We start from the raw sequence: 13533 nt of genomic DNA, 5'->3' as shown, positions 1-13533 counted from the left end.
ACTCCAAATTTGGCTGGCCGCCGCAATCTCGCCTTATCCTAACGACGCGGACGATTGGGCAATACGTCCTCCAGGCGGAAGAGGTTACGGTCGAGGCTGGCGGGCTGCGTAATGTCGGACAACGTCACGCGCGTGCGTGCGCCTGTCGCGTCGGTGACATCCCACGAGCGCAATTGTGTGTTGGCGTCGAAGTGCAGCGAAAGCGCGCCGTCCATCTCGCCGGTGCGATCGCGCGCGGTGACGACCGTCCATTCGCCAGCTTGCGAGACGCGAATGATGCGGGCGTTACGCTCAAGATTGATGTTCTCGCCCAGGATCAAATGCAGCGGCGTGGAGCGCAGCGGCGTGCGTTCGGTGGTGCGCAAAGCGGTGTCGCGCATGGCGACGACGCTGCCGTCCGAGACAATCAAAAGCGTGGCGGGCGGATCGTACTGGAAGCGCAGTTTGCCCGGGCGCTGCAGATAGAATTGGCCGGTGGCGCGGCTGCCGCCGGGCGAGGTTTGTACAAAACGGCCCTGCAGCGCGCGCACGCCGTTCAGCGCGGCGTTGACGCGGCCGAGCGCTGCGGCGCGATCGGCGCCTTCGAGCGTGACCAAAGTGGCGGCTTCGCTGGTGCGCGGGCGCAGCTCTTGGGCGAGCGCGTTTGGTGCAAAAACCAGGGCGGAAAGGCCGAGAAGGGCGAGGCGTCTGTTCATGTGTGTCATGTGGCGGAAACGCATGGCGAAAAAAAGGGTTCGCTTTGGCCGGAAATGCCGTTTTCGGTTCAGGTCAGGTTCATCCGGGCGGCGAGTGGGCTTGGCGAACGCCCCAACACAAGTTCTTGATCCTATCACGACCAGATTCGCGGGGGACGGGAATGTTTGCAGACACGACGCAGATGCTGCCGTCGATCGGCTGGGCCGGTTTTCTCGACGGGCCGCAGATCGTGGAATTCATCGCAGCACTGGCGCTGGCCATAGCTTTGGGCGCGGCGATCGCGTTTCACCCGACCACGGCGCGCACGATTGATACGCGCGAAGAGGCGGAAATGCCGAAGGTGTACATCATGTACGCCCTGGTCGGCGCCGTCGTCGGCGAGATCGTGCTGGCCTACGGCATGGTCGTCGGCTTCGTGATCTTCGGGCTTGGCGGCCTGATGCGCTTTCGCACCGACACCGCCTCCACGCGCGACACGGGCCGGCTCATCATCGTCACGCTGCTCGGGCTGATCGCCGGCCTCAACATGCCGCACTTTGCTGTGATCGCCGCCGTCGTGGCATGGGGCCTTATCTATGTGTTCGACGGGCATCCTGTGTGCGAGCTTGAAGTGCATGAGATTCCGGAAGGCCGCGTGAAGGAAGCGGCGGCTGCGTATCGCGCCGTGCTCGACGAACTCGGCTGCAAGCTCATCAACGAGGACAAGTCGTTCTCCAAGCGCCGCATCGATTACGTCTTCCGCGCGCCGCGCCGCTCGACGCAAGCGGGCTTGCACAAGGCGCTGTGTGAGCGCGTGCCGGTTGATGTGCGCGGTGAGATTGATTGGGAGATTGAGTAGGCAGGCAATAGGCGCGACGAAGCGCCGGCTCGCGCCGGTTTTCTAAAACTACTTGCCTACTGCCTCAAAAGGGAGGCGGGGCGCGTGCTGGCACGCGGTGGAAAAAAGTGTCCGCCTTGCGGCGGAGGATGCGCGCTTCACACGCGCCCCGGTGTTCGATCGTTTTTCCCGGCTTGGGCCGGGGAGTTGAATGAAGCGTAGCTCTTCTTCAGCTGCCTACGCTCGCCTCCTGGACGATGGGTCAGCCGCGACCCGCCATCGACGGACCACGACACAGGGCTTAGCTCCTCGCGCCCCCTAATCCTCATCCTCCAGCTCATCGATGAGAATATCGCGCTTACCGGCCGCGTTCGCGGTTGAGATGATCCCGGCCTTTTCCATGCGCTCGATCAGCGTAGCGGCGCGGTTGTAGCCGATTGAGAGGCGGCGCTGCAGGTAGCTTGTGCTGGCCTTGCGGTCGCGTTGCACGATCTCGATGGCGCGTTCGAGCAATTCGTCGCCGCCGCCCTCGCCATCGGCGAACAATTCGGGCTCGTCGCTGCCGGCGTTTTCGTTCGGCTCCTGCGTGACGTCGGTGCGATATTGCGGCGCGCCTTGCGCCTTCAGCATGTCGACCACGCGTTCGACTTCGGCGTCAGTGACGTAGGGCCCGTGCAGACGGCGGATGCGGCCGCCGCCAGCCATGAACAAGAGGTCGCCTTGGCCGAGCAATTGTTCAGCGCCTTGCTCACCCAATATGGTGCGCGAATCGATCTTCGACGTGACCTGGTAGGAGATGCGCGTCGGGAAATTGGCTTTGATCGTGCCGGTGATGACGTCGACCGAGGGGCGTTGCGTCGCCATGATGACGTGGATGCCGGCGGCGCGCGCCATTTGCGCGAGACGCTGCACGGCGGCTTCGATTTCCTTGCCGGCCGTGATCATCAGGTCGGCCATTTCGTCGATGACGACGACGATGTACGGCATCGGCTCAAGCGGCAGCTCGCGCGTTTCGTAGATCGGCTCGCCGCTGGTGGGGTCGAAGCCCGCGTGCACGGTGCGCTCCAGGCGCTCGCCGCGTTCGAGGGCGTCGGAGACGCGCTCATTGTAGCCTGAGATGTTGCGCACGCCGAGCTTCGACATGCGGCGATAGCGATCCTCCATCTCGCGCACGACCCATTTCAGCGCGACGACGGCTTTCTTCGGATCAGTCACGACCGGGTGCAGCAGGTGCGGGATGCCCTCATAGACGCTGAGCTCCAGCATCTTCGGGTCGATCATGATGAAGCGGCACTCGTCGGGCGTGTGCTTGTAGAGCAGCGACAGGATCATCGCGTTGATGCCGACCGATTTGCCCGAGCCGGTGGTGCCGGCGATGAGCAAGTGCGGCATCTTCGTGAGGTCGGCGGCGAAGGGGTCGCCTTCGATGGTTTCGCCAAGCGCGAGCGGCAGATCGCCTTGCGTGCCGACGAAGGACGCGCTGTTGAGCAGCGAGTTGAGATACACCGTCTCGCGCTTGGCGTTCGGGAGTTCGATGCCGATGGCGTTGCGGCCGGGAATGACGGCGACGCGCGCGGCGGTCGCGGACATGGAGCGGGCGATGTCGTCGGAAAGGCCGATGACGCGTGAGGATTTCACGCCGGCGGCGGGTTCGAACTCGAACAAAGTTACGACGGGGCCGGGGCGTGCGCTCAAGACTTCGCCTTGCACGCCGAAGTCGGCGAGCACGCCTTCGAGCTGACGACTCATCGCGTGCAGCGTCTGCGCATCGGTTTGCGTGATGCGCTGCTTTGGTTCGGCCAGCAGATCGGTGTCGGGCAATTCGAACGGACGGCCGAAGCTGAACGTCGATTGCTCGCGCTGTTGGCGCTTGGGCTTGGGCGCGGCTTCAGCGCGCGGCGCTGCGGCGCGTTGTGGCGCTTCAGCGCGCGGCGCGGGGCGTTGCGGTGCGGGACGCGGGGCGCGTTGCGGTTGTTGTTGTTCCGGCGCGGGGGCGCGATCTTCGCGCGCGATGTTGGCGGCGCGCTCATACATGCGCGGATCGAGAGGTTCTTCTTCGCGCCGGGTTTTGTCGGAGACGTAGGAGATGGCGCGTTGCGCGCGCTGGCCTGCGCCGTCCGCGAGGCGACGCGCGGTGGCGGCGGCGTTCTTCACGTCTTCCTTGCGCACTTGGAAAGACCAGCCGATGGCGAGAATGCCGCCGATGGCGCAGAGCAAACCTGTGAGTACGCGCGGGAATGGCAGGCCCGGCATCGAAGCAAGGCCGGAGATGAAGCCCGCGACGCCGTCGCCCATCATGCCGCCGAAGCCGACCGAAAGCGGCCAACCGTCCGGCGTTGGAATCGTGGCGGCAGCAGCGCCAAGCAACAGTACCCCTGCGAGCGCGGCGAACACGCGACGCCGATCGATGCTCATGACGAGCTGTTGGCGCGCAATGCGCAGCGCACCGGCCGCAAGCAACGCCGCGAACGCGAGCGGCGCTGCAGCGCCAAGCACTTGAATCGAAAGATCAGCAACGACAGCGCCCGCGCCGCCGAAGAGATTATGCGTCGCGCCGTTCGAGGCGACGTTCAGGCTCGGATCTTCCGGCGAATAGGTTAGCACAGCGCCCAGGCCGTACGCGCCAAGGATGGCCGCACCCACGGAGGCTGTCGCGCGCTTCAAGGCGAGGCGTCCCGCGGAGGAACTGGCGACGGAGGGGATTCTTCCCCCTTGGTGGTAAGCGTCGTCGGTCATGGAAGTGGGGCGCCTTTCGGTGGCCTGTGCCGGTTCGGGACTGTTGTCCTTTCGGGTAAACGAGGGGTGAAGATTCGGGCGCGAACAGAGTTACGGACGCGTTCATATTGGTTGCGAAAAATCGCTGTTTACAAAGGTAAAAACAAAAAGGGCGCGGTTCCGAAGAACCGCGCCCGAAGTGAGGAGGAGAACCCCTGAGCGTTGCTTAGGGATGGTAGGCGGCCTCGCCGTGCTCGGCGACGTCGAGACCTTCCTGTTCGACTTCCTTCGAAACGCGCAGCAGACCCAGCACGCGAAGGACAACCCAGATGATCAGCGAGCCCACGCCCGACCACACGAGCGTGGTCAGCACGCCCTTGGCTTGCGCGGTGACTTGGCCGACGAGGTTGTATTCGGCGACCGGGCAGGTCGCGAGCACAGCGCCTGCTTCGACGCAGCTGACGTAATCGACCACGCCAGCGCCGCCCCAAGCCGGGTTGACAACAAGGCCCGTGCCAATGGCGCCGACGATGCCGCCTACGCCGTGGATGCCGAAGACGTCCAGGCTGTCGTCATAGCCGAGCATGTTCTTGAGCGCCGAGCAGGCGAACAAACAGATCGGAGAGACAACGAGGCCGAGAAGTGTTGCGCCCATCGGGCCAGCGAAGCCCGCAGCCGGCGTCACCGCGACGAGGCCAGCGACGATGCCAGAGCAAAGGCCGAGCAGGCTCGCTTTGCCCTTCGTCAGCCACTCAACCATCACCCACGAGAAGCCAGCGGCCGCCGGGGCGAGGAAGGTGTTGGCCATTGCGAGGACCGAATAATAATTCGATTCCAGGTTCGAGCCGGCGTTGAAGCCGAACCAGCCGAACCAGAGCAGGCCGGTGCCGATCAGCGTCATCATCAGCGAGTGCGGCGGGATCGGCTCTTTCTTGTAGCTGTTGCGGCGGCCAATCACGATCGCGCCGACAAGAGCCGCGATACCCGAGTTGATGTGGACGACCGTACCGCCGGCGAAATCAAGCGCGCCGAAATTCCAGATGAAGCCGCCCACGGCAGGCGTGCCGCTCGCAACCAGATCCGGGCCCGGCCACCACCAGACCATGTGCGCCATCGGGTAATAGACGAGCAGCGGCCACAGGATGGCGAACAGCACGACACCGATGAACTTCACGCGCTCGGCCAAGCCGCCGAGCACCAGCGCCGCGGTGATGCAGGCGAAGGTCATTTGGAAGACGATGAAGACCAGTTCCGGCAGATAAATACCGGTGGAGAACGTGGCGACCAAATTGTCGGAGAGATCCGAACCGTCCGCGCCATCGATCAGGAAGAAGCGCGCCGTGCCGCCAATGAATTGGTCGAGGAACGCGCTCGGCCCGGTCGTGAACGACAGGCTGTAGCCAACCAGCGCGTACAGGATCATGCCAATCACGGTCACGGTGCCGACCTGCATCAGCACGGAAAGCGCGTTTTTGGTGCGCACCAGGCCGCTGTAGAAGAGCGCGAGGCCTGGGATAATCATGAGCAGAACGAGCACGGTGGAGACCATCATCCAGGTCACGTCGCCCTTGTCGACGCTGGCTTCCGGCACGGTGATCGTCGCCGCAGCCTCTTCCACCACGGCTTCTTCAACCACAGCAGCTTCTGGCGCAGGCGCCGCTTCCACAGCGGCCGGCGCCTCTTGCGCGAACGCCATGTCGGGCGCGATCGCCGTCAGCGCGAACGCAGCGGCGAGCGAAACCGCCCCTATTTGAAGCGAACGCCACAGCGCCCGCAGCCTATTCTCTTTAGCAGTCATTACCCCGCTCCCACTGGATGATCTGGACCGTGCGATTGGCGGGGCGCTGGGCGTGGTGAGCAAGGTATGAAGAGCTCTCCATAGTGCAGTGCAGCGTGAGCGCACAAAAAAGAGGCGCCCTGCTTGGCGCTTGCGCGCCAGGGCCGCATCGACAGAAAAATGTCAGCGGGCCTATCGTTGGCTATGAGCAATGGACGTGGTTTCGACGCCGACGTGATCCTTTCGGGCGGCGGTCTGGTGGGGCAAACGCTGGCCTTGGCGCTGGATCAGGCTGGCGTTTCGGTGATCGTGATCGACGCCTCGAAGCCGGCGGACACCTTGGCCCCGGCGTTTGACGGTCGCGCCTTCGCCATCGCCTTCGCCTCCTACCGGATGTGGCGCGCGCTGGGCATGGGCGATGAACTCGACCAAGTGGCGCAGCCGATCGAGCAGATCATGGTGACGGACGGCCGCTTGGGCGCGGCTGCGCGCAAGGGCGGGGCCTCGCTGCTGCATCTCCATTTCGATCGCAGCGAATTGCACGATCACGATGAGCCGCTTGGGCTGATGCTGGAAGCGCGGCACGTGCGCATGGCGCTCGATAACGCGGTGAAGGCGCGGCCTTCGATCAAAATGATTCAGCCGATGTCGGTGAGCGCGATCGAGCGCGATCCCGCGGGCGTCACCGCAACGTTGGCGGACGGCGGGAAATATCGCGCGCCCTTGTTGGTGGGCGCGGATGGACGGCGCTCGTTCGTGCGGCCGGCGATGGGCATTCGCACCATTGGTTGGGATTATCCGGTGACGGCGATCGTCGCGACCATCCAACACGAGAAGCCGCACGACGCGGTGGCGCATGAATTCTTTTTGCCGAATGGGCCGTTCGCGATTTTGCCGTTGAAGGGCGAGCGCTCGAACATTGTGTGGGCCGAGCCGCGCGCGGCCGCTGATGCGTTGCTGAAAATGCCGGAAGCGGATTTTTTGGCCGAGCTGCGTTTGCGCTTCGGCGATTTCCTCGGCGCGTTGAAACTTGAAGGCCCGCGCTTTGGCTATCCGCTCTCGTTGCAATTGGCCGAGCGCATGATTGATCAACGCGTGGCGCTCGCCGGCGATAGCGCGCACGGCATTCACCCGCTCGCGGGGCAAGGTTTGAATTTAGGTTTGAAAGATTGCGCGGCCTTGGCCGAATGCGTCGCCGATGGCATGGGCTTGGGGCTCGATGCGGGGGATGTGTCAATCCTGGAGCGCTACCAACGCTGGCGCCGCTTCGACAACGTGACGATGGCGTTGGGCATGGAGTTTTTCGACAAGCTGTTCTCTAACGACATCACGCCGCTGCGCGCAGCGCGTGGCTTGGGGCTTGCGGCGGTGAATGCTGTTGGCCCGGCGCGGCGGTTCTTTATGAAATACGCCGGCGGCGGCGCAGGCGATTTGCCGAAGCTGCTGCGGGGCGAGAGCTTGGCGGCTTAGAAATCAAAAGGCCCGGATCGCTCCGGGCCCTTTAGCTTTCTGGATTTTGCATGGACGATTAGGCGACGATTTGTGCGGCTTGGGTGGCGGTGGCGAACGCGAAGGGCATGAACACCGCGGCGGCTGCGATCAGGCTGTAAAACTTGGTCATTTGCTTTGCTCCCCGGAACCCCGTGTTCCGATGAAGCCAACGTACTAGGCGCTTGGGCTTAGCGATGTGACGCGAGTCACGCGAAAGGAATCAGCGTGGACCAGCAAAAATATCGCCGGACGGCATGGGCGCTGATCTTCCTTTATCCGGTCGCGGCGTTTGTGGTCTTTGCCATCAGCCCACTCCACGATTTTCGTCGTGATTGGCCGTACACTTTGGCGGGCCCGATTGGCGCGCTCTCCTGGATTTGGGTGGCGGTCGAGACGCGATCATGGTGGGGTATCGCCGCCGGCTATTTGTTGGGCGCACTCTTGTGCGCGCTAATCGTATGGGCGCTCGAAGCGATCGTCAGAAAAGTCAGGCCTGACTGACGACCCTTACTTCACCGCCTTCTTCCGCGGCGGGGCGAACATTTCGGTTTCGTCGTCGCGCATGAGCTGCAGCGCTTCGGCCGGCAATTTGCGCGCTTGGATTTTGGCGATGTCGGCGGCGGGGGCGTTGAGCCATTCCTCCTGCTGTTCGCGATCGGTCAGCACGAGCGGCATCGCCTTGGCGTGGATCGGGCGGACGAGATCGTTGGCTTCGGTGGTGAGGAACGAGAAGAGCAAATGCTTGCCTTCGATCGGCTCCTTCTTCGTGCCGCGCACGCCCTCCCATTGGCGCCAGATGCCGGCGAACATCGCCATGCCGCGATCGGGTCGCGCGAACCAGCGCAACAGCTTCGCGCCCTTGGGCGAGGAATCGTCGTACTCGCTGAAGGCGGTGAACGGCACGAGGCAGCGATGCTCGACGCCGAGCAGCGGCCGCCAGTGCGCGCTGGCGACATTGCGCAAATTGGTGACGGGCAGCGCGCCGAATTGCGGCGGGCCGGGCAAACCCCAACGCATCGCCGCCCATTCCAGCGTACCATCCATGCGCTTGCGGATTACGGGGCCGACGCGGTCGGGAAAGACCTCCAGAACGATGTTCTGGCCTGTCTCGCTCCATTCCTCGAAGCCCCAGTATTCGCCCTCAAGATTGGCTTTGCGAATGTCGGCGGCGTAGCGATTGCACATGGTTCTGATGTGAAGCGCTTACGCTTCGTCCCGCAGCGCGCGCAGGCGCAATGTTTCACGGTAAACTTTAAGCCGCTCATCTTTGGTGCGGCCGAGGTCGTAGAGAAGATCCCAGGAGTAAAGCCCGGTGTCGTGGCCGTCGTCGAAGCTGATGCGCACGGCGTAGCGGCCGACGGCGTCGGCGCGCACCACGCCGACATTGGCTTTGCCGGTGGGCGGGGGCGGCGGATTGGGGCCGTGGCCCTTGTTTTCCGCGCTCGGGCTTTCGATGCGCAGCAATTCGAACGGAATGTCGAAATGCGCGCCGTCATCGAAGCTGATGTGCAGCGCCTTGGCTTTGCTGTCGAAGGTCAGGTCGGTGGGCCAAGGCGTGCTCATTCGTCGGCGTCCAATTCGCGCGCTTCGTCGATCAGCATGATCGGCACGCCATCGCGCACGGGGTAAGCGAGGCGCGCGTTTTCGCTGATCAGCTCCTGGCGCTCGCGGTCATAGCGCAGCGGTTTGCGCGATTGCGGGCAGACGAGCACTTCCAGAAGCTTGGGATCGACGTCCGTCATTGCAGCGGGCGCTTGCTTTGATCGTCGGATGCGCTGTCCCATTCGAGCAACGCCACCAAAGCTTGCGCGCGCTCCTCGATTGAGACGGATTCCAGCAGCGCTTGCTTGGCGGCGGCGTCGAACGGGCAAAGTTGCGCCGCCACATTGATCACGGTTTCCGTCGGCGCGCCGTCCACCGCGTTCCAGTCGACTTGGAAGCCGTGCAGCTGCGCGTAAGTCTTCAGCGACTTCATCAGCTCAGGACGATCGATGCCGGCGCCGCTGGCTTGGCGGAAATCGCTGGTGAACGGCTCGTAATTCACCAGAGCCTGGCGATAGGGCGTGCCGGCTTCGATTTCTTGTTCGAAATCGAAGCGGCAGACGCCGGTCAGCGTGATGAGATAGCGGCCGTCATCGGTTTCATTGAACGCGGTGATGCGTCCAACGGTGCCGACATCCGCCAGATGCGGCACGGCTTCGCCATCCTGGCCCGTCGCGGGCTGGATGATGCCGATCAAGCGCTCACCGCCCAAAGCGTCGTCGACCATGTTCAGATAGCGCGGTTCGAACACGTTCAGCGAAATCACGCTGCGCGGAAACAGGATGACGCCGTCGAGTGGGAAGAGCGCCAAGGTCTGCGGCAGGTCTTCGGGTTTGCGGAAACCGAACGCGCTCACGAGAACAAAATCGCCGACAGTTTGCGGCGTCCCTGCTTGGCCACGTCGGACATCGGCCCGGCGGCTTCAAAGATTTTCAGGAGCTGCTTGCGCGCAGCGTCCTCGTTCCACTCGCGGTCCTTGGCGATGATGGCGAGCAGATGATCGCTGGCGCCTTGCAGATCGCCGCGCGCCGAGAGCGCTTCGGCGAGATTGAAGCGCGCTTGGAGATCGTCCGGGTTGGCGGCGACGGCGCTCGACAGCTCGTCGCTATCGCCCGCGTCGCTAGCATTGGCGGCGAGTTCGAGCAGGGCGCGCACGCCCAGCACTTCTGGATCATTCGCTTTTTCCGGCGGCACGTGCGCCAGGATTTCCTCGGCTTGCGCAGCGTCATCTTGCGACAGCGCAAGGCGCGCCATGCCAGTGATGGCGCGCACGTTCGCCGGATCGAGTTGCAGCACGGCGGTATAGCCCTGCGCCGCGCCGCCGATGTCGCCGAGTTTCAATGATTCCGCGGCTTGCTCCAGCAACGGCTCGATTTCGGCACTCATGTCGGCGCCGGTGAGGCGCTCGACGAAGAGTTTGATCTGGCTTTCCGGGATCGCGCCCATGAAGCCATCGACCGGGCGACCTTGGTCGAACGCGTACACAGCCGGGATCGAGCGCACGCCGAGTTGGCCGGCGACGCCGGGGTTCTCGTCGATATTGATCTTCACCAGCTTCACCGCGCCGCCCGCATTGCGCACGGCCTTCTCCAGCGGCGGCCCGAGCGTTTTGCAGGGCCCGCACCAGGGCGCCCAGAAATCGACGATGACCGGCACTTCGCGCGAGGCTTCCACCACGTCGGCCATGAAGCCCTGGTCGGAGCCGTCCTTGACGAGATCATTTGCCGGCGGCGCCGCGCCATCCATGTAAAAAGTCATGCGAACCTCTGAACTTCAGACCCCTACATGGGCTGAAAGCGATGCGGGTTCAATTCTAGCCGGCGACGCGGGTCGGAACACCGTTCGGACCAAAGCTGAGCCGGATCGGCTCGCGGCCGAGGGCGGCGATGAATTTGAGCAAATCGGCGGGGCTGATGGCGGTGGTGGCGTCGTTCTTGAGCGGGTGGAAATTGACCGGGTCGTGCGCCAGCAGGCCCTCGTCCAAAACCAGGGTGACGCGGCGCTCGGGGTCGTTGATCAGTGCAAAGATCGTCACCGAACCGGGCTCGACGCCCAAATACTCTTTCAGCCGCTCGGCCGAGCCAAAACTGAACCGCCCCGCGCCCAGCACTTTGGACACAGCATTCAGATCGATCACCGTCTCGCCCAGCGCGCAGAGCAGGAAGATCGCGCCCTTCTTGTCCTTCAAGAACAAATTCTTGGAATGACCGCCGGGCATTTGCGCCTTGAGGTCCGCGCCTTCCTCTACGGTGAAGACGGGGCGGTGACGGGTGGTCGCGTGCTTGATGCCCAGCGCATCGAAGCGGGCAAACAGGTCTTCTTCGGTGGCGGGCGTCATCGCCTCCCCTTGGCGCATGGGGGCGCGTGCGTCTAGGAGGGAGGAGATGAAACTCACCTGTTATCAAGTCGATCCGCAACCGGCGGAGCTCGTGCCTGGGTCGCCCGACCGCGAATGGATGGATCGCTTCTCCGATCGCCACCCGTATCGCTGTCTGCCGCTGGTGGTGGCGAACACGACGGGCTGGGCATTGCTCTCGCCGGTGAGCTTCACCGCGACGTGGACGGGCGGTCCGCGCACCGAAGACATTCGCCTCGATCCCGATGGCGACACGCCGAAAGCTTTGCTCGATCGCTGGGCGGTGTCCCACTTCTCCGGCGGCGTGCTGACATTCCACACCGGCTATCTTTTCCGCACCGAGCCCGGCTGGGATTTGTGGTGCGGTGGTCCGCCCAATCACATCAAAGACGGCATCCAGCCGCTCGCCGGTGTGGTTGAGACCTATTGGCTGCCGTTTCCCTTCACAATGAATTGGCGCTTCACGCGCCCCGGCATGATCTCGTTTAAGAAGGGCGAGCCGTTCTGCTTCATCTATCCGATCCCGCACGAGCAGATGGATGAGGTGCAGCCGATCATCAAATCGATCCACGACGATCCGGATTTGAAGCGCCAATACGATGCGTGGGGCGCGAGCCGCACCAACTTCCTCGACAAGCTCGCCGACAAGGACGCCGAAGCCGTGAAGAATGGCTGGCAGCGCGATTATTTCCGCGGCCGCACGCCGGAAGGCCATTTGGCGCCGGATAGCCACGTCAATCGCCGTCGCCTAAAGCCGCCGCGCAAGGCGGAGCCGGGCGAATAAGATGCGCATACGCTGGCTGCATGTCGCGTTGATCGCGTCGCTGCTGGCGAATGTTGGACTCGCGATCGGCTGGGGCACGCAGGTTCTCAGCGAAGCCGTGCTCGCGTCTGATACGGGTTCAACGTTCCGATACCTGAGTGCGGAGCGCGAAAGCCTGCGGGCGATACGCGCGCATTTCTGCCCATCAAACCCATCGCCAGATCGCGCTGAGGTCTCGGCGTGGGCTGTCTCACGAGACGCCAATTCCAATCCATACGACAAGGACGGTCTGCTTTGGATTGACGACGTGGGTGTTCGGTTCGACGAAAGCGATCGTTTTGAAGGCGTTTGTCTCCCACAAACTTGGGGCATGCTCGAAGAACCTAATCCATCGATGCAAGACCGCGCGGGCGGGTTCTGTCCGCTTGAGCCGCTTTGTGGGTCAACGCCATGAGTTTCTACGAACGTCATGTGCTGCCTTTGATGATTGGCGCGGCGTGTGGGTGCAGACCCATTCGTCGGCAGCGCGCCAAGATCGTACCGCGTGCGGAAGGCGTCGTGTTAGAATTGGGCTTCGGCTCGGGGCTCAACATTCCGCACTATGACGCCAGCAAAGTTCGCAAGCTTTACGCACTCGAACCGAGCGAAGGCATGCTCGCTGCAGCACGCAGCAAAGCCGCGCAGGCGCCGTTTCCGATCGAGGTGCTAGCGGAGACGGCGGAGAATCTGTCTTTGCCGGCCGCGAGCGTCGATACCGTGCTCGTCACCTATTCGCTTTGCACCATCCCAGATGCGGTCGCTGCCCTCGAAGGCGCGCGTCGCGCGCTGAAGCCCGGCGGGCAATTGCTGTTTTGCGAACACGGGATCGCGCCGGACGAAGGCGTGCGGCGCTGGCAGCGTCGGATCGAGCCGGTCTGGAAGCCCATAGCCGGCGGCTGTCACCTGACGCGGGATATTCCGGCGATTGTGACGGCCGCGGGTTTCGTGATCGAGGAGCTGGAAACCATGTATTTGCCCCGCTCGCCTCGCTGGGCTGGGTTCAATAATTGGGGCGCGGCCAAACCCGTGTAACAAGGCCCCTGCAAACCCACCTGGCAAAAGCGGAAGGCCCCTTGCGTCCGGGCCGCGCCTCTGCGATATGACCGCCCCTCAGCGGGGCCTTCGGTCCCTGTTACCCAGGATGCGGGCGTAGCTCAGGGGTAGAGCACAACCTTGCCAAGGTTGGGGTCGGGCGTTCGAATCGCCTCGCCCGCTCCATTTACTAAATAAAATCATGTGGTTAAGCGGTGGCCGACAGGCCCCGCTGAACTGCATGCGCGCCATGTAGCCACCGTGTAGCCACGCGCCGGGATCGCCGAGGCTCGATCAACGACAAC

The 13533-nt window shown here is 63.5% G+C and carries 15 protein-coding genes and 1 tRNA gene; 7 read left to right on the top strand and 9 right to left on the bottom strand.

Going from position 1 to position 13533, the window contains the following annotated elements; translation table 11 throughout:
* Window positions 1-38: 38 nt before the first annotated feature.
* Window positions 39-695, bottom strand: a complete 657-nt coding sequence (locus tag EPJ54_RS11760; protein WP_167755691.1) for a LolA family protein — start codon at window positions 693-695, stop codon at window positions 39-41.
* A gap of 161 nt (window positions 696-856) precedes the next feature.
* On the opposite strand from EPJ54_RS11760, the gene EPJ54_RS11755 reads away from it, so the two are divergent.
* Window positions 857-1534, top strand: coding sequence for a DUF4956 domain-containing protein (locus tag EPJ54_RS11755; RefSeq protein ID WP_135211899.1), 678 nt, complete (start codon window positions 857-859; stop codon window positions 1532-1534).
* Window positions 1535-1831: 297 nt separating this feature from the next.
* On the opposite strand, the gene EPJ54_RS11750 is transcribed toward EPJ54_RS11755, so the two are convergent.
* Window positions 1832-4249, bottom strand: coding sequence for an FtsK/SpoIIIE family DNA translocase (locus EPJ54_RS11750; RefSeq protein ID WP_135211898.1), 2418 nt, complete (start codon window positions 4247-4249; stop codon window positions 1832-1834).
* A 205-nt stretch (window positions 4250-4454) separates the two neighbouring features.
* Entirely contained in the window at window positions 4455-6026 is a 1572-nt protein-coding gene (locus EPJ54_RS11745; RefSeq protein WP_239590886.1) for an ammonium transporter, read from the bottom strand.
* Window positions 6027-6209: 183 nt separating this feature from the next.
* Between EPJ54_RS11745 and EPJ54_RS11740 the strand changes: the two genes are divergently transcribed.
* Window positions 6210-7475: a UbiH/UbiF/VisC/COQ6 family ubiquinone biosynthesis hydroxylase gene (locus EPJ54_RS11740; RefSeq protein WP_135211897.1), complete on the top strand. Its 1266-nt coding sequence runs from the start codon at window positions 6210-6212 to the stop codon at window positions 7473-7475.
* Between the two features lie 246 nt (window positions 7476-7721).
* A complete protein-coding gene (locus tag EPJ54_RS11735; protein ID WP_135211896.1) occupies window positions 7722-7997 on the top strand; it encodes a hypothetical protein in 276 nt (91 codons plus the stop codon).
* A 6-nt stretch (window positions 7998-8003) separates the two neighbouring features.
* Here the strand turns inward: EPJ54_RS11735 and EPJ54_RS11730 are convergent, their stop codons facing one another.
* From EPJ54_RS11730 to EPJ54_RS11705, 6 genes are read right to left on the bottom strand one after another with little or no spacing between them, the layout of a single operon-like run.
* Window positions 8004-8681: an SOS response-associated peptidase family protein gene (locus tag EPJ54_RS11730; protein WP_135211895.1), complete on the bottom strand. Its 678-nt coding sequence runs from the start codon at window positions 8679-8681 to the stop codon at window positions 8004-8006.
* A gap of 18 nt (window positions 8682-8699) precedes the next feature.
* Window positions 8700-9059, bottom strand: a complete 360-nt coding sequence (locus EPJ54_RS11725; RefSeq protein ID WP_135211894.1) for a gamma-butyrobetaine hydroxylase family protein — start codon at window positions 9057-9059, stop codon at window positions 8700-8702.
* Window positions 9056-9238: a Trm112 family protein gene (locus EPJ54_RS11720; RefSeq protein WP_135211893.1), complete on the bottom strand. Its 183-nt coding sequence runs from the start codon at window positions 9236-9238 to the stop codon at window positions 9056-9058. Before EPJ54_RS11720 ends, EPJ54_RS11725 begins: the two co-directional genes overlap by 4 nt.
* Window positions 9235-9894: an LON peptidase substrate-binding domain-containing protein gene (locus EPJ54_RS11715; protein WP_135211892.1), complete on the bottom strand. Its 660-nt coding sequence runs from the start codon at window positions 9892-9894 to the stop codon at window positions 9235-9237. The genes EPJ54_RS11720 and EPJ54_RS11715 overlap by 4 nt, the downstream gene beginning before the upstream one ends.
* Window positions 9891-10796, bottom strand: a complete 906-nt coding sequence (locus EPJ54_RS11710) for a thioredoxin family protein (RefSeq protein WP_135211891.1) — start codon at window positions 10794-10796, stop codon at window positions 9891-9893. Before EPJ54_RS11710 ends, EPJ54_RS11715 begins: the two co-directional genes overlap by 4 nt.
* A 55-nt stretch (window positions 10797-10851) precedes the next feature.
* Complete coding sequence (locus tag EPJ54_RS11705; protein WP_135211890.1) at window positions 10852-11376, bottom strand: prolyl-tRNA synthetase associated domain-containing protein; 525 nt, start codon at window positions 11374-11376, stop codon at window positions 10852-10854.
* A gap of 46 nt (window positions 11377-11422) precedes the next feature.
* Between EPJ54_RS11705 and EPJ54_RS11700 the strand changes: the two genes are divergently transcribed.
* The 4 genes from EPJ54_RS11700 to EPJ54_RS11685 all read left to right on the top strand — a co-directional run bounded on the left by EPJ54_RS11700 (window position 11423) and on the right by EPJ54_RS11685 (window position 13414).
* Window positions 11423-12178, top strand: a complete 756-nt coding sequence (locus tag EPJ54_RS11700; RefSeq protein WP_135211889.1) for a DUF6065 family protein — start codon at window positions 11423-11425, stop codon at window positions 12176-12178.
* 1 nt (window position 12179) lies between these two features.
* Window positions 12180-12611, top strand: a complete 432-nt coding sequence (locus tag EPJ54_RS11695) for a hypothetical protein (RefSeq protein WP_135211888.1) — start codon at window positions 12180-12182, stop codon at window positions 12609-12611.
* Entirely contained in the window at window positions 12608-13228 is a 621-nt protein-coding gene (locus EPJ54_RS11690) for a class I SAM-dependent methyltransferase (RefSeq protein ID WP_135211887.1), read from the top strand. The genes EPJ54_RS11695 and EPJ54_RS11690 overlap by 4 nt, the downstream gene beginning before the upstream one ends.
* A 111-nt stretch (window positions 13229-13339) precedes the next feature.
* Window positions 13340-13414, top strand: a tRNA-Gly gene (locus tag EPJ54_RS11685).
* Window positions 13415-13533: the final 119 nt, after the last annotated feature.

This window comes from Vitreimonas flagellata (assembly GCF_004634425.1).
Classification (GTDB): domain Bacteria; phylum Pseudomonadota; class Alphaproteobacteria; order Caulobacterales; family Aquidulcibacteraceae; genus Vitreimonas; species Vitreimonas flagellata.
Note: the sequence above shows the minus strand (reverse complement) of the source record. Positions and strands in the feature narration are given on the sequence as shown.

Coding starts and splice junctions, on each gene's coding strand:
- EPJ54_RS11760 (WP_167755691.1), bottom strand. CDS start 695: ATGAACAGACGCCTCGCCCTTCTCGGCCTTTCCGCCCTGGTTTTTGCA.
- EPJ54_RS11755 (WP_135211899.1), top strand. CDS start 857: ATGTTTGCAGACACGACGCAGATGCTGCCGTCGATCGGCTGGGCCGGT.
- EPJ54_RS11750 (WP_135211898.1), bottom strand. CDS start 4,249: ATGACCGACGACGCTTACCACCAAGGGGGAAGAATCCCCTCCGTCGCC.
- EPJ54_RS11745 (WP_239590886.1), bottom strand. CDS start 6,026: ATGACTGCTAAAGAGAATAGGCTGCGGGCGCTGTGGCGTTCGCTTCAA.
- EPJ54_RS11740 (WP_135211897.1), top strand. CDS start 6,210: ATGAGCAATGGACGTGGTTTCGACGCCGACGTGATCCTTTCGGGCGGC.
- EPJ54_RS11730 (WP_135211895.1), bottom strand. CDS start 8,681: ATGTGCAATCGCTACGCCGCCGACATTCGCAAAGCCAATCTTGAGGGC.
- EPJ54_RS11725 (WP_135211894.1), bottom strand. CDS start 9,059: ATGAGCACGCCTTGGCCCACCGACCTGACCTTCGACAGCAAAGCCAAG.
- EPJ54_RS11720 (WP_135211893.1), bottom strand. CDS start 9,238: ATGACGGACGTCGATCCCAAGCTTCTGGAAGTGCTCGTCTGCCCGCAA.
- EPJ54_RS11710 (WP_135211891.1), bottom strand. CDS start 10,796: ATGACTTTTTACATGGATGGCGCGGCGCCGCCGGCAAATGATCTCGTC.
- EPJ54_RS11705 (WP_135211890.1), bottom strand. CDS start 11,376: ATGACGCCCGCCACCGAAGAAGACCTGTTTGCCCGCTTCGATGCGCTG.
- EPJ54_RS11700 (WP_135211889.1), top strand. CDS start 11,423: ATGAAACTCACCTGTTATCAAGTCGATCCGCAACCGGCGGAGCTCGTG.
- EPJ54_RS11695 (WP_135211888.1), top strand. CDS start 12,180: ATGCGCATACGCTGGCTGCATGTCGCGTTGATCGCGTCGCTGCTGGCG.
- EPJ54_RS11690 (WP_135211887.1), top strand. CDS start 12,608: ATGAGTTTCTACGAACGTCATGTGCTGCCTTTGATGATTGGCGCGGCG.